This is a genomic window from Tianweitania aestuarii (genome assembly GCF_018457165.1).
GTDB classification, from domain to species: domain Bacteria; phylum Pseudomonadota; class Alphaproteobacteria; order Rhizobiales; family Rhizobiaceae; genus Tianweitania; species Tianweitania aestuarii.
In genome coordinates, this window is record NZ_JAFMNX010000001.1 from 1,348,459 (window position 1) to 1,366,045 (window position 17,587).

Below are 17,587 nucleotides of genomic sequence, written 5' to 3' on the forward strand. Positions count from 1 at the left end.
AGCAAGTATTCCGCAATTTCTTTCGCCTAGTCTGCGGCTTCATCTAGCGAGCCGCTCATGTCGCCCAATCCAACCAAGTTGATCAACCGGAAAGTCGGAAACTGGTGGGCTGACGATCGAAAGAACTGGTGCGCTTATTGTGGCGTTGCGCTTGAAGTGGGCGGCAACCAGCCGAATATGCGGACCCGCGACCATGTTATGCCCAGAACTCACAAAGGTACGGCGGTGACAATTCCGGCGTGCCGCTGCTGCAATCAGGCAAAAGCCAACCGCAGCATGCCCGAGTTTCTTTCCTCCAAATACTTTGCGGAGGTGCGCGACAGGAAGCTTGCCAACAGCTGGTCGCTAAGAGACCTCTGGCTCGTGACCGCACTTGCAGCGGTGGAACAGGCAAAGGGATGCGAGAACGATGAAAGACAGTCTGTTTTGAAGATACCTGCGCCGAAGCCAGCGAACCGGCAGCAGCCGCGATGAACAACCTTCTTCTGGTTGCCGCAGGGGGCGCGGTCGGCGCGTCCTTGCGTCATCTCGTGAACGCCGGCAGTGCGCGTCTGACGACGACGGCCTTTCCTTGGTGGACGATCGTCATCAACATCCTGGGATCGCTGATCATGGGCCTGCTCGTCGGTTGGCTTGCGCGACGAAGCGGCACGTCGGATGCCTTGCGCCTGTTTGTCGCCACCGGCATGCTTGGCGGCTTCACGACATTCTCGGCTTTCTCGCTCGATTTCGCGACACTCTGGCAGCGCGGCGAGGTCATGGGAGCCTTCGGCTATGTGGCTGCAAGCGTCATCGTGTCTTTGATTGCCGTCTTTGCGGGATTGTGGGTCGCGCGCATCCTGCCGTGATGCTATCTGCGGATCAAACAGAGCGTGAAGTATGGCAGGCGTTGAAGTAAAATCGGTGGATGCGGGCGAGGCGGGCATGCGTCTCGATCGCTGGTTCAAATCCCATTATCCAGGGCTGGGCTTCGGCCACCTGCAGAAGCTGCTGCGATCCGGTCAGGTGCGCATCGATGGAAGCCGTGCGAAAGCCGACACGCGTATCCAGCCCGGCCAGTCGATCCGCATCCCCCCGCTGGGTATCGACGAGAAGGGTACGGGCGGACCGCTGACGGCGCGCACCATTCGCGGTCAGGATGACGGCGATCTGCTTGCCAAGATGCTGATCCATGAGGACGACAAGGTCTTCGTGTTCAACAAGCCTGCGGGTCTGGCAGTGCAGGGTGGTTCGGGCGTTTCGCGCCACGTTGACGGCATGCTGGAAGCCTGGCGCAACAAGAAGGGCGAAAAGCCGCGTCTGGTGCATCGCCTCGATCGCGATACATCCGGCGTGCTCGTCGTCGCGCGCTCGCGGCTGGCTGCGATGAAGCTCGCGGAAGCCTTCCGTCACCGGGAAACGCAGAAGACCTATTGGTCGCTCGTCAAAGGTGTGCCCAAGCAGCGGGAAGGCCGCATTTCCTCGTGGCTCATTCGGGAAACCACGCCTGATGGCGACCGCATGCGCGTGGCCAAGCATGGCGAAAAGGGTGCCGATCACGCCGTATCGAACTACCGCATTGTCGAGCAGGCTGGCCAGCAGTTGAGCTGGCTCGAGATGGAGCCTTATACCGGCCGGACCCATCAGCTGCGCGTTCATGCGCTCGACATGGGCTGCCCGATCATCGGCGATCCCAAATATTTTGAGGCCGATCAGAACTGGGACTTTCCCGGCGGCATGCAGAACCGTTTGCATCTGCATGCGCGGCGGATCGTGATCCCGCATCCGGATCGCGGCTCGATCGATGTGACGGCCGAGATGCCACCGCATATGGTGCAAAGCTGGAACCTGCTCGGCTTCGAAGAAGCAAGCGCGGCCGATTAAAGGTAGCGAAGCAGCGTTTCCATTCCTATCTGTGCTGCTTCAAGCAGAGTGCGAGTTTTCATGCGCGACATCCTGAACGACCTTGAAGGCGGACCTGTTCACAAAGACGAGGACCCGGTGAAGCGGGCGCAGCGGCTCACCAAGCCGGTGATGCCCAAGCGCTTCTACAAGGACGTCGCCGTTGTTCAGAATGCGGTTGGCTGGGTGGTCGAGCTTGATGGCAAGGCGATCCGCACGCCGGGTCAGCGGGTGATTGCACTGCCTTCAGAAGCGGCAGCAGCGCTGGTGGCCGATGAGTTCCGGGCTCAGGAAGATGTGGTCAATCTTGCGACCATGCCGGCTTATCGGCTGGTGAACACCGCGGTCGATGGTGTGGCGAGTGATCCGCAGGCGGTGATCGAAGACATCATGCGCTTCGCTTCGTCCGACCTTGTTTTCTACCGGGCCGACTCACCGGAAAAGCTGGTCGCGCTGCAGGCCGAAGGCTGGGATCCGGTGCTGGACTGGGCGCGCACGACACTTGGTGCACGCTTTTTCCTGGCGGAGGGCGTCATGCATGTCGAGCAGCCCAAGGAATCCGTTGCCGCGGTCGGCTTTCACCTCAAGCGCGACGCAGACCCGTTTCGGCTGGCTTCGCTTCACATCATGACCTCGATTGCCGGTTCGGCGCTGATTGCGCTGGCGCTGGAAGCCGGTGAACTTAGCTTCGATGGAGCGTGGAACGCTGCCCATGTCGATGAAGACTGGAACATTGCGCAGTGGGGTGAGGATGAGGAAGCGCAGGCACGCCGCGCATTCCGTCGCCGCGATATGCAAGCGGCGCACGCTTTACTGCAAACGCGCGCTGTAGACGGGCAGTAAGAGCCTCGCTTCGCCGGGGCCGCGCTCCAGCTTAGTTCTTCTGCGGAACGTCTTCCTGAACAGCCACATCATGGTACCAGCCGCTTTCCGGCATGATCACCGGAGCCGGCGCTGACGGCTGCGAAGCCTTGTCCCACTTGCGAAAGCCTTTAAGGCGGCCGGCGCGGCCTCCAACGGGAAACTCATAGATCGTTGCTGAAGAAGTCTGGGAAGTCGTCATGGCGCTTCCTTCCAAGTCGTTGTTTGTCCGAAGACTATGATGTCGAATATAGAGACTGCAAATGATTTGTGCAATGAAGCCTATTTTTTGAGCGGCATCCTGCAGAGCTGATCCGGCGATTGGGCCGGTAAGATCATCAACGGTTCTGCTGCCTGCCGGTTCCACTCATGCGCAGCCTTGTTTGCGTGGGATCCGAGGGCCAACTTGCGTCTATTGCCATCGTTGCAGTTCAATTGGCACGCCCCTTGCTAAGTATGATCTGACGCCGTCGGTCCCTTCACGACCGCACCGACGAGGACGCTTCAGGTCGTGGTTACGAGAGGCTAGAATGACAAAGTACAAGCTCGAGTATATTTGGCTGGATGGCTACACGCCGGTCCCCAACTTGCGCGGCAAAACGCAGATCAAGGAGTTCGCCTCCTTCCCAACGCTTGAAGAGCTTCCTTTGTGGGGCTTCGATGGCTCGTCCACGATGCAGGCTGAAGGCCACTCGTCGGATTGCGTTCTGAAGCCGGTCGCCGTGTATCCGGATCCCGCCCGTACCAACGGCGTGCTGGTGATGTGCGAAGTCATGATGCCCGATGGGGTCACGCCGCACGCCTCCAACAGCCGCGCGACCATCTTGGACGATGACGGCGCCTGGTTCGGCTTCGAACAGGAATACTTCTTCTACAAGGACGGCCGTCCGCTGGGCTTCCCGGAATCCGGCTATCCCGCTCCGCAGGGTCCGTACTACACGGGCGTCGGCTTCAAGAATGTCGGCAACGTCGCGCGTCAGATCGTCGAAGAACACCTCGACCTCTGCCTGGCCGCCGGCATCAACCACGAAGGCATCAATGCCGAAGTGGCCAAGGGCCAGTGGGAATTCCAGATCTTCGGCAAGGGCTCCAAGAAGGCTGCCGATCAGATCTGGATGGCGCGCTACCTGCTGCTTCGTTTGACCGAAAAGTACGGCATCGACATCGAGTTCCACTGCAAGCCGCTGGGCGACACCGACTGGAACGGCTCGGGCATGCACTGCAACTTCTCGACGGCGCATATGCGCGAAGTCGGCGGCAAGGACTACTTCGAGGCACTCATGGCTGCCTTCGACAAAAACCTCGATGACCACATCGCGGTTTACGGTCCGGACAACGACAAGCGCCTGACCGGCAAGCACGAGACCGCACCGTGGAACAAGTTCTCCTATGGTGTTGCCGATCGTGGCGCTTCAATCCGTGTACCGCATTCCTTCGTGAACAACGGCTACAAGGGCTATCTCGAGGATCGCCGCCCGAATTCGCAGGGCGACCCGTACCAGATCGCCTCGCAGGTGCTGAAGACGATTGCCGACGTTCCTGTTGAGGGCGTCAAGAAGGCTGCCGCTTAAAGACTGCTGATAATCCGAAGGGGAACAGCGAAGGGGCTCGGCAGGAAACTGCCGGGCCTTCTTTACATTCAAGCGTCGGTTGAGATGCTTACTGAGCGAGCTAGCGCTTGCGCTGAGGATAAATCGTCTCGCCTCGGGCAAGCATGGCCACATACCGCTCTATGTTGCGGGCACGCGCGGCCGGCGTCTTGATGGTGTGCATACGGAAAGCAAGCGCAAAACGATTTTGCTCGGTGAGAACGGCGAGCATGGCGTGCGCAGCCTCGTCCTGCTCTATCGCCTGCTGCAGGTCATGTGGGATCTTCAGATCCTTGCCGCTGGCATAGGCGCGCTCCCATCGGCCATCTGCCTTTGCGCTTTCGACGTGGTGCAGACCGTGTTCCGTCATCCGCCCTTCAGCGATGAGGCGCGCAACATTGTCGACATTGATCTTGCTCCAAACGCTGCGGGGGCCGCGTGGCGTGTAGCGCTGCAGAAAGCTGACGTCGTCGTGACTTTTACGGATCGCGTCGATCCAGCCCCAGCAAAGCACGACATCAACAGCCTGCGCCGGTGTGATCGTGGTCAGGCCGCTCTTCACCTTATGGATCTTGATCCAGATCTCGTCCTCGCTGTCGTGATGCAGCGCCAGCCAGTCGTTGAACGAGCTGGCATTCGCGAACGTCTGCACCTTGGATGGATCAACACTGATCTTTGGCATAGCGTACCTTCGAAGAGGTCTATGTGAGCCGTTCCGAACAACAAAAAAGCCCCGCCTTCTCAGGCGGGGCTTTGCTTAGCTTCGGTCGGTTTAGACCGAGTAGTACATGTCGAACTCAACCGGATGCGGCGTCATTTCGAAGCGCATGACCTCGGCCATCTTCAGCTCGATATAGGCGTCGATCTGGTCGTCGTCGAACACGCCGCCGGCCTTGAGGAAGCCGCGGTCGCGGTCGAGGCTCTGGAGCGCTTCGCGCAGCGAGCCGGACACGGTCGGGATCTTCTTCAGTTCCTTCGGCGGCAGATCATAAAGATCCTTGTCCATCGGCTGGCCAGGATGGATCTTGTTCTTGATGCCGTCGAGACCGGCCATCAGGAGGGCTGCAAAGGCGAGATAGGCGTTTGCGCCCGGATCCGGGAAGCGGACTTCAACGCGTTTCGACTTCGGCGAGGAGCCGAACGGAATACGGCAGGACGCCGAACGGTTGCGCGCGGAATAAGCGAGCAGCACCGGCGCTTCATAACCTGGAACGAGACGCTTGTAGGAGTTCGTCAGCGGGTTGGTAAAGGCATTGACCGCCTTGGCGTGCTTGATGACGCCGCCGATGAAGAACAGGCAGCTTTCCGACAGGCCAGCATATTCGTTGCCGGCGAAGGTCGGCTTGCCATCGCGCCAGATCGACATGTGCACGTGCATGCCCGAGCCGTTGTCGCCGAAGACCGGCTTCGGCATGAAGGTCGCGGTCTTGCCATAGGCGTTGGCGACCTGATGCACGACATACTTGTAGATCTGCATCTTGTCGGCGTTGCGAACGAGCGAGTCGAACTTGAGGCCGAGTTCGTGCTGCGCGGCAGCCACTTCGTGGTGATGCTTTTCGGTGCGCACGCCCATTTCGGACAGAACGGTCAGCATTTCCGAACGCATGTCCTGTGCGGAATCGATCGGCGGAACCGGGAAATAGCCGCCCTTGACGCGCGGGCGATGGCCCATATTGCCGGTTTCGTAATCGGTGTCGTCGTTGGTCGGCAATTCGGTGGAGTCGAGCTTGAAGCCGGTGTTGTACGGATCAGCCTTGTACTTCACGTCGTCGAAGATGAAGAACTCGGCTTCCGGACCAACGAAGATCGTGTCGCCTACGCCTTCAGCCTTCATGTAGGCTTCGGCCTTCTTGGCGGTGCCGCGCGGATCGCGGTTGTAGGCTTCGCCGGAGACCGGATCGAGGATATCGCACATCACCACCATGGTGGACTGTGCGAAGAACGGATCCATGTGGACCGTGTCCATATCCGGCATCAGCACCATGTCGGACTCGTTGATCGCCTTCCAGCCGCTGATGGAGGAGCCGTCGAACATGACGCCATCAGCGAACATGTCTTCATCAACTTCCACCACATCCATCGTGACGTGGTGCATCTTGCCCTTCGGATCAGTGAAGCGCAGGTCAACGAACTTTACCTCGTTGTCCTTGATCTGCTTCATGATGTCATTGGCTGTCGTCATGTTGTCTTTCCTGTCTCCGGTGGGATGGTTTCTGCCGTGGCTCAGATTGCGTCGACGCCGGTTTCACCGGTACGAATTCGCACGACTTCTTCGATATTGGAAACGAAAATCTTGCCGTCGCCGATCCGTCCCGTCTGTGCGGCGTTGCGGATGGCCTCGACGGCGGCCTCGACGGCTTCGTCGTTCAGCACGACCTCGATCTTCACCTTGGGCAGGAAGTCGACCACATATTCCGCGCCGCGGTAAAGCTCGGTATGCCCCTTTTGCCGGCCAAAGCCCTTGGCTTCCATGACCGTGATGCCCTGGAGCCCAACTTCCTGAAGGGCTTCCTTGACCTCGTCAAGCTTGAACGGCTTGATAATGGCTTCGATCTTCTTCATGGCGCCTGCCTCCACTGTACTGACTGCGCGTCATTTGCCGCTCGCACTGTTGTAAGCAGGAAGCGTGCCAAAGCCTAGCCTTTCAAGCGGCTTCCAACAGGCTTCGCGCGAACACGCGCGACAGCTGACGATGCTTGGGAAACGGATCAACGAAATTCTCGTTATGCAAACGAGAAGAGCAAGTCGCCGCCTTTTTGATGCACAAATGGCAGGCAGATTGCGCGAAGAATGTGCTTTAGTGGGATCGTTTGCTTAGCAGCAGCCGATCGAACGGGAGACATGATGGAAGTCCTTACGCCAAAGGAGATGGGGCAGGCCGATCGCCTCGCAGAACAGGCTGGAAGGTCCTTGTGGCACCTGATGCAGGCGGCTGGCGGTTCGGTGGCGCGTGAGGCTTTGGCGCGGTTCCCCGATAGGCGCTCGGTCGCGGTTTTGTGTGGGCCCGGCAACAATGGTGGCGACGGCTATGTTGCCGCTCGCCTATTGCGCGAAAGCGGTCTGGCGGTGGATGTTTGGCGCAGTGCTGAGCCGAAGCCGGGAAGCGATGCCGCACGCGCGGCGGATGCATGGAAAGGTGCGGTGGGCGCGCTGGCGGATTTCACGCCACAAGCCGACATGCTGGTGATCGACGCCCTGTTCGGCGCTGGCCTGGCGCGCGACTTGGATGGCGCAGAACGCGAAGCGGTGGAACGGGTGAAGGCTGCCGGCTCTGTCGTGCTCGCCGTTGATCTGCCATCCGGTGTCTCGGGCTCGAGTGGTGAGGTTATGGGCGAGGCGTTGCAAGCCGATTGCACCGTGACCTTCTTCCGTCCAAAGCCCGGTCATCTCCTATATCCCGGACGGGCACTGTGCGGTGAGGTCGTCGTCGCGGACATCGGCATTCCCGCCGGCGTTCTGGCTGACATCGAACCACAGCTATGGGCGAATGAACCCGCCCAGTGGCGGCATGCCCTGCCACGCCCAAAAAACATCGCGCACAAGTACCAGCGCGGTCATGTCGCTGTTTTCTCGGGCAAGATGTCGGCCACGGGCGCTGCGCGGCTTTCGGCGGACGCGGCTGCGCGGGCAGGGGCTGGCGCGGTGACGGTTTTGTCCCCGCCGGATGCGATGGCGGCGCTGGCGACGCACCTGACCGCCACCATGCTGCACCGCTTCGATGCGCCCGAGGATGTTCTTGCGTTCATCAAGGAGCGGAAGGTTCATGCTGCGGTTTGCGGGCCGGGTTTTGGCACCGGGGAAAAGCAGAAGGCGGTTGTCGAAACCCTGATGCATGAGAGTGATGTGCCGCTGGTGATCGATGCCGATGCCATCACGGTCCTGTCGCAAGACCTGGACTGCTTTCTGGCTGTGCGGAACAGCGGCGAGCCAACTCTGGTGCTAACCCCGCATGAGGGTGAGTTCGGCCGCTTGTTTCCGGATTTGGCGGAGAACAAGACACTGTCGAAGGTGGAACGTGCGCGGCTGGCAGCGGCCCGCGCAAAGGCGGTTGTGATCTATAAAGGTGCGGACACCGTGATTGCCGCATCGGATGGGCGTGCTGCGATCAATACCAATGGCACAGTGTGGCTCGCGACGGCGGGATCCGGGGACGTGCTGGCCGGGCTGGTTGCGGCGCTGCTGGGGCAGGGCATGCCACCGTTCGAAGCGGCTTGTGCTGCGGTGTGGATCCATGGGCAAGCCGGACAGCGGGAGGGCTTCGGGCTGACTGCGGAAGATCTGCCGCAAGCAGCCCGCAAGGTCCTGGCGGAGTTGATTAGTCGTTGAGCTTTTGCTGGAGCGCCATTGCGGCCTGCGGCGCGCGGATCTTTCCCTCGTGGATGAAGTAAACGAACACGTCCCGCGCCATCTTCTTCGGCTTGCGATCAGGCGCAGCCAAGTTCAGTCCCTCCGGCTGCTCACCCGACGCCCAAGCCTTTGCTCTCTCAGCCCACGTCTCAAGGTCCTTTTCCGGATAAGCGGTCGGAATGTCATCCTCCCCCTTCTGGAGCCGCGAATAAACAAAGTCGGCAGTGACATCCGCGATCTCAGGATAATCGTGATGATCGGCGTGGCAGATCGCAGTCTTGTACTTTTCAGCCAAGGCAACAAAGGCAGGGTCGATGAAGCTGGCATTGCGCACTTCGAGAACGTGCCGAAGCGAAACGCCGCCGCTGGTGGACGGCAGAAGCTTCAGGAAGGCTTCGAAGTCGTCGGGCTCGAACTTCTTGGTGGGGGCGAACTGCCAGATGATCGGCCCCAGCTTCTCGCCGAGTTCATGAACGCCGGTATCGAAGAACTTCTTCATCGACTCACCCGCTTCACCGAGCACCTTCTTGTTGGTGACGAAGCGGTTGCCTTTTACCGAAAAGACGAAGCCCTCCGGTGCGTCCGCAGCCCATTTCGCAAAGGTCGCGGGCGTTTGTCCGCGATAATAGGTGCCGTTCACCTCGATCGTGCGCAGCTGGGATGAGGCATATTCGAGCTGCCGCTTCTTGGGCAGATCGTCGGGATAGAACGTGCCTTCCCATGGCTCGAAGGTCCAGCCGCCGATACCGGCCCGGATCGTCCCGCTCTTGCTCATCCTTGCACCCTCCCGTGCGTCATTCTGCGGCCTCGGCCTGGCGGGCGCCCGGCCGGCGTTGGAGAAGGTCCTTCAGGAAGCGGCCGGTATAGCTGCGCTCGACCTTCACCACGTCTTCCGGCGTGCCGCTCGCAACCAGCTCGCCGCCGCCGTCACCCCCTTCGGGACCGAGATCCAGCAGCCAGTCCGCCGTTTTGATGACCTCCAGATTGTGCTCGATCACGACAACCGTGTTGCCCTGATCAACCAGCTCCTGCAGCAGTTCGAGCAGCTTGGCGACATCGTGGAAGTGGAGACCGGTGGTCGGCTCGTCCAGGATGTACAGCGTCTTGCCGGTGGCCTTGCGCGACAGCTCCTTGGCCAGCTTGATGCGCTGGGCCTCGCCGCCGGAAAGCGTCGTCGCCTGCTGGCCAACCTTGATGTAACCGAGGCCGACCTGCTTCAGCGTTTCCAGCTTGTCGCGAACCACGGGCACGGCCGCAAAGAAGTCGACGCCTTCCTCGACCGTCATGTCCAGCACATCCGCGATCGACTTGCCCTTGAAGGTCACATCGAGGGTTTCGCGATTGTAGCGCTTGCCGTGGCAGACATCGCAGGTGACGTAAACGTCCGGCAGGAAGTGCATCTCGATCTTGATGACGCCGTCGCCCTGACAGGCCTCGCAGCGACCGCCCTTGATATTGAAGGAAAAGCGGCCGGGCTGATAACCGCGGGCTTTTGCTTCCGGCAGGCCTGCGAACCAGTCGCGGATCGGCGTGAAAGCGCCGGTATAGGTGGCAGGATTGGAGCGCGGCGTGCGTCCGATCGGCGACTGGTCGATGTCGATGACCTTGTCGATGAACTCCAGACCTTCGATCCGATCATGCTCCGCCGGAAGCTCGCGCGAGCCCATGACGCGACGCGACGCTGCCTTGAACAAGGTCTCGATCAGGAAGGTCGACTTGCCGCCGCCGGACACGCCGGTGACCGCCGTGAAAGTGCCGAGCGGAATCTCGCCGGTGACATTGCGCAGATTATTGCCGCGCGCGCCAACGACCTTGATCGACTTGCCCTTCTTGGCCTTCCGACGTTCAGCCGGCAGGGCGACTTCCATTGCACCGGACAGGTATTTGCCGGTCAGCGACTGGTCATTCGCCATGATGTCGGATGGCGTGCCCTGGGCGATAATCTGTCCGCCATGGACGCCGGCTGCCGGGCCGATATCGACGACATAATCGGCTGTGAGGATCGCATCCTCATCATGTTCCACCACGATCACCGTGTTGCCGAGATCGCGCAGATGTCGGAGTGTGTCGAGCAAACGGGCATTGTCACGCTGATGCAGGCCGATGGAGGGCTCGTCGAGCACGTAGAGCACGCCCGTCAGGCCGGAGCCGATTTGGGATGCCAAACGGATGCGCTGGCTTTCGCCACCGGACAGCGTGCCGGAATTGCGCGACAGCGTGAGATATTCCAGACCGACATCGTTGAGAAAGCGCAGCCGCTCGCGGATTTCCTTGAGGATGCGATAGGCAATTTCGTTCTGCTTGCTGCTGAGACCTTCCGGCAGATCCTCGAACCAGGTCACGGCGTTGCGGATCGACAAGGCGGTCGCTTCGCCGATGTGCTTGCCACCGATCTTCACGGCCAAGGCTTCCGGCTTCAAACGATAGCCGCGGCAGGCCGGGCAGGGCGTTGCCGACATGAAGCGCTCGATCTCTTCGCGCATCCAGGCCGATTCCGTTTCCTTCCAGCGGCGCTGAAGATTGGGAATGACGCCCTCAAAGGTCTTCGTCGTCTTGTAGGCGCGCAGACCATCATCATAGCTGAAGGCGACCTGGCGATCACCCGTGCCATGAAGAACGGCCTGCTTGGCCTCATCAGACAGGTCACGCCAGCGGTCGGCGAGCTTGAAGCCGTATTCCTTGCCGAGGCCTTCCAGGGTCTGGCCGTAATAAGGCGAGCTCGACTTGGCCCAGGGGGCAATCGCCCCTTCCTTGAGGCTTACATGATCCTCGGGAACCACCAGGGCGGCATCAATGGCGCTCTGGCTGCCAAGACCGTCGCAGGTCGGGCAGGCACCAAACGGATTGTTGAACGAGAACAAGCGCGGCTCGATCTCGGGGATAGTAAAGCCTGAGACGGGGCAGGCGAACTTTTCCGAGAACAGAATGCGCTCATGCGTCTCGTTCTTGGACTTGTTGACGGCATCGGCGCCCGTCCGCTTTCCTTCCAGCGGCTTGTCGGCAAATTCCGCGACTGCCAGACCTTCGGCCAGCCTCAAACAGGTCTCGAGGCTGTCGGCCAGGCGGGCCTTGATGTCGCCGCGCACGACAACACGATCCACCACGACATCGATGTCGTGCTTGTACTTCTTGTCGAGAACCGGAGCGTCCGCGATTTCGTAGAACTCGCCGTCGATCTTGACGCGCTGGAAGCCCTTCTTCTGAAGCTCGGCGAGTTCCTTCTTGTACTCGCCCTTCCGGCCGCGAACCATCGGCGCCATGATGAAAAGGCGTGCGCCTTCCTCCAGCGCCATCACACGATCAACCATCTGGCTGACGGTCTGGCTCTCGATCGGCAGGCCGGTGGCGGGCGAATAAGGAATGCCGACGCGCGCATAAAGCAGGCGCATATAGTCGTAGATTTCGGTGACGGTGCCGACCGTCGAGCGCGGATTGCGGCTGGTGGTCTTCTGCTCGATGGAAATGGCAGGCGACAGACCGTCGATCTGATCCACGTCCGGCTTCTGCATCATTTCCAGGAACTGGCGCGCATAAGCCGACAGGCTCTCGACATAACGACGCTGGCCTTCCGCATAGATCGTGTCGAACGCCAGCGAAGATTTGCCGGACCCCGAGAGGCCCGTCATCACGATAAGGCTGTCGCGCGGCAGGTCGAGATCGATGTTCTTGAGATTGTGCTCGCGCGCGCCGCGAATGGAAATGTGCTTGTGGTCGGCCATGCCGCCTCGCAAATAAGATGTGACGGAGGTTGCGCGACGAGGCTCGCACACGCATCCCGCATGTAGGTTCGTGGTCCCGGTCTGTCCACGTCTGCAGGCAGCATTAACCTCTTCCTCCTGCCGTGCAAAGCAAAAAGAACAAAGGAGGAACTTTGTAGTTTATGTTTCAGCCGATCACATTTCACCGGTGCGGTTGACGTAGAGGCAAGAGCGGCGCATCCTTCCTTCAGTCGATCGGCAATGCCACAAGGGCGGCTGAGAGAAGCGTCAGGCAGAAAGCCGGATCGGCGTAGCCAAAGGCGAGGAGACAGGCATGACTCCACCGGACTGTTAAGAAGGGGCTCTGCTTCACTTCAGGGTCCCGCCGGCGCAAAGACTTAAAACGCCATAGCGTTCGGCAAACCGAAAATCAGAGACTGCAGTCGGATCGCGGCTGAACCGCACAGCATCCGAGACAGCGTCGGGAGCTCCGTCCCGACCGGAGGCTCAGACCTCATTATAGGCTCCGTGGTCTTCCATGATGGAAGCGCGGAGCCTTCGTCCATTTGGCTTATCCAAGATTTCTGTTGCAGCAAACGAACCAAGGCTATAGAACAAAAAGGGAACGATCTTTTGGTTGCCTCGCGGCAGATCGTGGAAAACCAGACAGGCCGGGCGACAGAGCGCCCTTGCTTCTATAGGGTGCGGCCACTTTTCGGATGAGCACGGAGTAGCATCATGGCGGGTAGCGTCAATAAAGTCATTCTGGTGGGAAACCTCGGGGCTGATCCGGAGATCCGTCGGCTGAATTCCGGCGATGCGGTCGTCAACCTGCGCATCGCGACTTCCGAAACCTGGCGCGACAAGAATTCGGGCGAGCGCAAGGAAAAGACCGAATGGCACAGCGTCGTCATCTTCAACGATAACCTTGCCAAGGTGGCCGAGCAGTATCTGAAGAAGGGCATGAAAGTGTACCTCGAAGGATCGCTGCAAACACGCAAGTGGCAGGACAAGGACGGTCAGGATCGCTACAGCACCGAAGTCGTGCTGCAGAAGTTCCGTGGCGAATTGCAGATGCTGGACGCACGCGGCGGCGGCGGCGGCTCGGATGTGGGCGAATATGGCGGCGGCTCAAGCTACGGCGGCGGTGGCGGTGGCGGCGGTGGACGCCGAGGCGGTTCCGACTTCGGTCAGTCCAGCCCGTCCGATGATCGTGGCGGCCGAGGTGGTGGCGGCGGAGGCGGAGGCTTCTCGCGCGATCTCGACGACGAGATCCCCTTCTGATCATGAAAAACAAAAAGGCCGGCGATAATCGCCGGCCTTTTTGCATCATGCCTGTGCTTCGGTTCAGGGCAGGTCGAGCGTATCAGGCTCCTGCACCGGCGTTCCGTTTCGCTCGCTGCGAAACTGCTGGGAATGTTTGTACGCCGCCTTGCGCATGCGCATGAGGGAGCCAAGCGGTCGATGGGCTTCCACGCCGTTCCAGGGATTGAAGCCCATTCCATCGTCGACAAGGCGCGAACGCTCTTCGCTCCAGGCTTGCTGCGGCTTGGCGGTCAGCGTGCCCAGGCGCACATATGGACTCTCGTCTTCGCTCCATTCCTTGTTGGCTGGCTCAAGCGGCATGTCGTCCAGATTGGTGCAAAGCTGGGCGCGGATCTCCCACACAGCGGTCTGGCTGCCGAAGAAATCGACCACAGCGGCGCGGATGCCATCCGGTACGCCGTTGACGTCCAGCGGCTGATCGGTGAGCGCGCGCAGGTTGTCGGATAGAGGTGCGACCGAAATCTTGGCGATGTAATCGCCGAAGCGCATAGGCAGCTGGCTGAAGAAGCTGTCGCCGAGAATATGGGTTTCCGGTTGGCCGCCCATGCTCTTCAGCATGGCGCTTTCCCCGCCGACGGCTTCCACGACCGTCTCGATGCCGCGCGCCGCAGCAGACACGACCTTTTTCAGACCCTCTACGCGATCGGTGGTGGCTGCGATCGGCTTGAGGCTGCCGAGGAAGGCTTTGCCGTCCGGGGCCTGGAAGGTAGGGCCATTGACCAGAATGAAATCCTGATTTCGGCTGCCTTCCGAATCCGGCAGCCGGTCGCCGTCAACGTCAAAAATCTTTATGGCCACGCCACGCGGCGTCGAGACGCTGTCAGGAAGAATGTCGCCGGGGATCGTGGAAAAGCGCATCAGGACGTCATGGCGGCCGGGATGGGCAAAAATGCCTTGGGCGAGCACATCAGGGAGATCGCCGTCGATCTCCAGCTCGGCCTGCAGGATGCCGTGGCTTTTCGCATGCACGCTGCGAATAGCGTGGCCGGAATCCTCATAGGTCTTCTCGCGGACCTTGCCCATCGTCTCGTCGATCTTGCGGCCGATTTCCGCTTCTTCAGGCGTGGGCTCATCAAGAGCCGGTGAGTAGCGCTGCAGAGAAAGAGGTGGCTGGCTCGACATGGCGGGCTCCCTGGTGAGTGAATGAAGCTGAGCATCGGCACAATTCACAAGGCGCCTTGTGGTTGCTTTGCAGGAGCTTGTGGTTGCTTTGCAGGAGAAAGCGGAACCGGATCATCCCGTGGTTGTTCGAGAGGACCTGTTGCGCGCAATCCACGGAGGACATCATGCAGCGACGCGAAATCTGGATCCTGGTACTGGTTGTCGTGCTGATCGGCGCGATCTGGACCGTGCACACTCTGCTCGACCAGGAAATGATGACGGACACAGCCCCAGTGGAGCGATCCGACCAACAGAACTCGGGTACCAACGCTCCAAGCGAACAGGTCCCGGCGGCGGGAACGACCGGCGCGCAGACCAATCCATAAAGCTGAAACAGAACGATCCCGCTATGGAGCGGGATCGTTCATTCTTAAGACAGTGGTTGCGATGACCGATGGCCGGGCTTCTGGCTAAGCCGCGGCCTGATCGGTGTTCATCTTGATCACCCGAACCGGAACCGACTTCGCAGCCGGAACTTTGCTTTCTTCGGCATGCTGCCAAAGCGGGATCAGGGCGTTGCATTCGGGGAAGTACGCGCCAACGCATCCGGTCGGGATGTTGTAGTTCACGACCTCGAAGCCATCCATCCGGCGCTTGAACGGATCGCTGGTGTCGGCTTCCATAGCGACGATCTCGCCGTTCTGGATATTCAGCCGTTCCATGTCCAACGTGTTCATCAACACGACCATGCGGGTGCCATTGATGCCGCGGAAGCGATCGGAATAGCCGTAGACCGTTGTGTTGAACTGATCATTGCTGCGAAGCGTGATCAGGCGCAGCACATCCGGCTCATTATCCGTCTGGAAGCTCGCTGACAGGGCTTCCGGCACAACGAAGTTCGCCTTGCCGGTGTCGGTGTTCCATTTCCGCTCACGGGCAGCGAGCGGCTTCGGGAAACCGCCCGGCGTGAACATGCGTGCGTTGAAGTCCTTGAAGATGTCAGGGTAGGTGGCTTCGATAGCATCGCGCACCTTGCCGTAATCATCGACCCAATCGCTCCAGGGGATCTGCACGGCGTCCGGCAATGTCGCCTTGGCCATTTCCGCGACGATGCGGGTTTCCGAGAGCAGATGTTCGCTGGCCGGCTTGGCAAAGCCGCGCGACGCGTGAATGCAGGACGTGCTGTCTTCCACCGTCACAACCTGCTGGCCGCTTGCCTGCTCGTCGATCTCGATACGGCCGAGGCATGGCAGGAGATAGGCAACCTCGCCGTTGAACAGCTGACCGCGGTTGAGCTTGGTGGCGATTTGAACCGTCAGGCGCATGCGCGGCCACGCCTTTTCCATCAGCTCACGCTCAGGCACGGCGCGCAGGAAGTTGCCGCCGAGGCCAATAAAGGCGCTTACCTCGCCGCGAATGATCGCACCGCAGGCATCCACCGTGCTGTAGCCGGTCTCCGTTGGCGGTTCGAAGTGGTAGAGCTCCCTGAGCTTGTCAAGGGGCACGAGTTCGGGCTTTTCCGAGATGCCGACGGTGCGCTGACCCTGCACATTGGAATGACCGCGCACAGGGCAGATGCCCGCGCCATCCCTACCGATATTGCCGCGCAGGAACAGGAAATTGGCCAGAAGGCGAACGGTCGTGACGCCAAGCTTATGCTGTGTCAGGCCCATGCCGTAGACGCCGATCACCCGCTCAGCCTTGGCGTAGGTCGTCGCGGCGCTCGTCAGCGCCTCGCGGGTCAGTCCGGAATGACGCTCGAGTTCATCCCAGTCGCTGCTTCTGACGTAATCGAGGAACTCGGTCGAACCATGCGTGTGTTCGGTGAGGAAGGCATTATCGAGCAGGCTCGGCTGTCCTGCGGCAAGCGCCTGCGCGTCCATCTCGAGCAGCGCCTTGCACATGCCGGTGATGGCCGCGATATCGCCGCCTGCCTTGACCTGGTAATATTCGCTGCTGATGCGGGTTTCGCTGCCCGTCGCCATCTCCACGGGAGACTGCGGATTGGTGAAGCTTTCCAGACCACGCTCGCGCAGCGGGTTGAACGTGACGATCGGTACGCCGCGTTTGCTCGCTTCCTGCAGATCATGCAGCAAGCGCGGGCTGTTGGAGCCGACATTCTGGCCGAAAAAGAAGATCGCATCGGCTTTCTCGAAATCATCGAGGCGGACAGTGCCCACCGGCACGCCGATGCTCTTCGGAAGCGCCACGGAGGTGGACTCATGGCACATGTTGGAGCTGTCCGGCAGATTGTTGTTGCCGTAGAGGCGCGCCATCAGCGCATACATGTAAGAGGTTTCGAGCGACGCGCGTCCTGAGGCGTAGAAGACGGTCTTTTTTGGATCAACAGCGCGGATCGCCGAAAGCTCGCGCCCGATCTCCGCAAAAGCCATGCCCCAGCTAACCGGCTCATATCGATCCGTGGTGTGATTGAAGCGCATGGGGTGCGTCAGGCGTCCGGCAGCTTCCAGATCGTAGTCCGGCCAGGTCTGCAGTTCCGTGACCGTATGCTTGGCGAAGAACTCAGGTTGGGCGCGCTTTGTCGTCAGTTCCCAGAAGGTCGCCTTGGCGCCGTTCTCGCAGAACTCGGCGGCATGCGGCTTTGCCGGCTTGGCCCAGGCGCAGCTTGTGCAGGCAAAGCCATCAGGCTTGTTCTGCTTTGCGAGGATGGCCGAGTTCTTGAGGACATGCCCTTCCTCAAGCGCGTATTTGGTCAGCGATTGGACGGATCCCCAACCGCCCGCTGGTCCCTCATAGGGCTCATAATGGTCGCTGTCGTGCATG

General features: G+C 60.4%; 16 protein-coding genes. 8 read left to right on the forward strand and 8 right to left on the reverse strand.

The window, feature by feature from the left end:
* The first annotated feature begins 57 nt into the window (after window positions 1–57).
* The 4 genes from JYU29_RS06720 to JYU29_RS06735 are packed head-to-tail and all read left to right on the forward strand — an operon-like array spanning window position 58 to window position 2,724.
* Window positions 58–474 carry an HNH endonuclease gene (locus tag JYU29_RS06720; RefSeq protein ID WP_213983905.1) on the forward strand — a complete coding sequence of 139 codons (417 nt, stop codon included), beginning with the start codon at window positions 58–60 and terminating at the stop codon, window positions 472–474.
* Window positions 471–848: a fluoride efflux transporter CrcB gene (gene crcB, locus JYU29_RS06725; protein WP_213983906.1), complete on the forward strand. Its 378-nt coding sequence runs from the start codon at window positions 471–473 to the stop codon at window positions 846–848. The genes JYU29_RS06720 and crcB overlap by 4 nt, the downstream gene beginning before the upstream one ends.
* 31 nt (window positions 849–879) lie before the next feature.
* Complete coding sequence (locus JYU29_RS06730) at window positions 880–1,863, forward strand: RluA family pseudouridine synthase (RefSeq protein WP_213983907.1); 984 nt, start codon at window positions 880–882, stop codon at window positions 1,861–1,863.
* Window positions 1,864–1,923: 60 nt separating this feature from the next.
* Window positions 1,924–2,724, forward strand: a complete 801-nt coding sequence (locus tag JYU29_RS06735; RefSeq protein WP_213983908.1) for an ATP12 family chaperone protein — start codon at window positions 1,924–1,926, stop codon at window positions 2,722–2,724.
* Window positions 2,725–2,755: 31 nt separating this feature from the next.
* Here JYU29_RS06735 and JYU29_RS06740 read toward each other — a convergent pair whose 3' ends face one another.
* A complete protein-coding gene (locus JYU29_RS06740; RefSeq protein WP_213983909.1) occupies window positions 2,756–2,944 on the reverse strand; it encodes a DUF2735 domain-containing protein in 189 nt (62 codons plus the stop codon).
* A gap of 328 nt (window positions 2,945–3,272) precedes the next feature.
* Here JYU29_RS06740 and JYU29_RS06745 point away from each other — a divergent pair, with 328 nt between their 5' ends.
* Window positions 3,273–4,313 (forward strand): glutamine synthetase beta-grasp domain-containing protein, encoded by a 1,041-nt coding sequence (locus JYU29_RS06745; RefSeq protein ID WP_213983910.1) that lies wholly within the window; start codon window positions 3,273–3,275, stop codon window positions 4,311–4,313.
* Between the two features lie 100 nt (window positions 4,314–4,413).
* Here the strand turns inward: JYU29_RS06745 and JYU29_RS06750 are convergent, their stop codons facing one another.
* The 3 genes from JYU29_RS06750 to JYU29_RS06760 form a co-directional block, all read right to left on the reverse strand.
* Entirely contained in the window at window positions 4,414–5,013 is a 600-nt protein-coding gene (locus JYU29_RS06750) for a YdeI/OmpD-associated family protein (protein ID WP_213983911.1), read from the reverse strand.
* A gap of 90 nt (window positions 5,014–5,103) precedes the next feature.
* The gene (gene glnA / locus JYU29_RS06755) at window positions 5,104–6,513 is read right to left on the reverse strand and encodes a type I glutamate--ammonia ligase (RefSeq protein ID WP_213983912.1); all 1,410 of its coding nucleotides are present in this window, start codon (window positions 6,511–6,513) and stop codon (window positions 5,104–5,106) included.
* 41 nt (window positions 6,514–6,554) lie between these two features.
* Complete coding sequence (locus JYU29_RS06760; RefSeq protein ID WP_213983913.1) at window positions 6,555–6,893, reverse strand: P-II family nitrogen regulator; 339 nt, start codon at window positions 6,891–6,893, stop codon at window positions 6,555–6,557.
* Window positions 6,894–7,172: 279 nt separating this feature from the next.
* On the opposite strand from JYU29_RS06760, the gene JYU29_RS06765 reads away from it, so the two are divergent.
* The gene (locus tag JYU29_RS06765) at window positions 7,173–8,657 is read left to right on the forward strand and encodes an NAD(P)H-hydrate dehydratase (RefSeq protein WP_250157198.1); all 1,485 of its coding nucleotides are present in this window, start codon (window positions 7,173–7,175) and stop codon (window positions 8,655–8,657) included.
* Here JYU29_RS06765 and JYU29_RS06770 read toward each other — a convergent pair.
* Window positions 8,647–9,453, reverse strand: coding sequence for a DUF72 domain-containing protein (locus JYU29_RS06770; RefSeq protein WP_213983914.1), 807 nt, complete (start codon window positions 9,451–9,453; stop codon window positions 8,647–8,649). The two genes, JYU29_RS06765 and JYU29_RS06770, sit on opposite strands and share 11 nt — an antisense overlap.
* Before the next feature lie 19 nt (window positions 9,454–9,472).
* Window positions 9,473–12,397 carry an excinuclease ABC subunit UvrA gene (gene uvrA / locus JYU29_RS06775; protein ID WP_213983915.1) on the reverse strand — a complete coding sequence of 975 codons (2,925 nt, stop codon included), beginning with the start codon at window positions 12,395–12,397 and terminating at the stop codon, window positions 9,473–9,475.
* Between the two features lie 717 nt (window positions 12,398–13,114).
* Here uvrA and ssb point away from each other — a divergent pair.
* Window positions 13,115–13,660 (forward strand): single-stranded DNA-binding protein, encoded by a 546-nt coding sequence (ssb, locus tag JYU29_RS06780; protein ID WP_213983916.1) that lies wholly within the window; start codon window positions 13,115–13,117, stop codon window positions 13,658–13,660.
* Between the two features lie 63 nt (window positions 13,661–13,723).
* Here ssb and JYU29_RS06785 read toward each other — a convergent pair whose 3' ends face one another.
* A complete protein-coding gene (locus JYU29_RS06785) occupies window positions 13,724–14,824 on the reverse strand; it encodes a catalase family protein (RefSeq protein WP_213983917.1) in 1,101 nt (366 codons plus the stop codon).
* A gap of 164 nt (window positions 14,825–14,988) precedes the next feature.
* On the opposite strand from JYU29_RS06785, the gene JYU29_RS06790 reads away from it, so the two are divergent.
* On the forward strand, window positions 14,989–15,189 hold the full coding sequence (locus JYU29_RS06790; protein ID WP_213983918.1) for a hypothetical protein: 201 nt from the start codon (window positions 14,989–14,991) through the stop codon (window positions 15,187–15,189).
* A gap of 84 nt (window positions 15,190–15,273) precedes the next feature.
* Here JYU29_RS06790 and JYU29_RS06795 read toward each other — a convergent pair whose 3' ends face one another.
* On the reverse strand, window positions 15,274–17,586 hold the full coding sequence (locus JYU29_RS06795) for an FdhF/YdeP family oxidoreductase (protein ID WP_213983919.1): 2,313 nt from the start codon (window positions 17,584–17,586) through the stop codon (window positions 15,274–15,276).
* Window position 17,587: the final 1 nt, after the last annotated feature.

Bases quoted from the DNA above. Each gene is read 5' to 3' on its own strand.
- JYU29_RS06720 (WP_213983905.1), top strand. From the start codon at position 58: ATGTCGCCCAATCCAACCAAGTTGATCAACCGGAAAGTCGGAAACTGG.
- crcB (WP_213983906.1), top strand. From the start codon at position 471: ATGAACAACCTTCTTCTGGTTGCCGCAGGGGGCGCGGTCGGCGCGTCC.
- JYU29_RS06730 (WP_213983907.1), top strand. From the start codon at position 880: ATGGCAGGCGTTGAAGTAAAATCGGTGGATGCGGGCGAGGCGGGCATG.
- JYU29_RS06735 (WP_213983908.1), top strand. From the start codon at position 1,924: ATGCGCGACATCCTGAACGACCTTGAAGGCGGACCTGTTCACAAAGAC.
- JYU29_RS06740 (WP_213983909.1), bottom strand. From the start codon at position 2,944: ATGACGACTTCCCAGACTTCTTCAGCAACGATCTATGAGTTTCCCGTT.
- JYU29_RS06745 (WP_213983910.1), top strand. From the start codon at position 3,273: ATGACAAAGTACAAGCTCGAGTATATTTGGCTGGATGGCTACACGCCG.
- JYU29_RS06750 (WP_213983911.1), bottom strand. From the start codon at position 5,013: ATGCCAAAGATCAGTGTTGATCCATCCAAGGTGCAGACGTTCGCGAAT.
- glnA (WP_213983912.1), bottom strand. From the start codon at position 6,513: ATGACGACAGCCAATGACATCATGAAGCAGATCAAGGACAACGAGGTA.
- JYU29_RS06760 (WP_213983913.1), bottom strand. From the start codon at position 6,893: ATGAAGAAGATCGAAGCCATTATCAAGCCGTTCAAGCTTGACGAGGTC.
- JYU29_RS06765 (WP_250157198.1), top strand. From the start codon at position 7,173: ATGATGGAAGTCCTTACGCCAAAGGAGATGGGGCAGGCCGATCGCCTC.
- JYU29_RS06770 (WP_213983914.1), bottom strand. From the start codon at position 9,453: ATGAGCAAGAGCGGGACGATCCGGGCCGGTATCGGCGGCTGGACCTTC.
- uvrA (WP_213983915.1), bottom strand. From the start codon at position 12,397: ATGGCCGACCACAAGCACATTTCCATTCGCGGCGCGCGCGAGCACAAT.
- ssb (WP_213983916.1), top strand. From the start codon at position 13,115: ATGGCGGGTAGCGTCAATAAAGTCATTCTGGTGGGAAACCTCGGGGCT.
- JYU29_RS06785 (WP_213983917.1), bottom strand. From the start codon at position 14,824: ATGTCGAGCCAGCCACCTCTTTCTCTGCAGCGCTACTCACCGGCTCTT.
- JYU29_RS06790 (WP_213983918.1), top strand. From the start codon at position 14,989: ATGCAGCGACGCGAAATCTGGATCCTGGTACTGGTTGTCGTGCTGATC.
- JYU29_RS06795 (WP_213983919.1), bottom strand. From the start codon at position 17,586: ATGCACGACAGCGACCATTATGAGCCCTATGAGGGACCAGCGGGCGGT.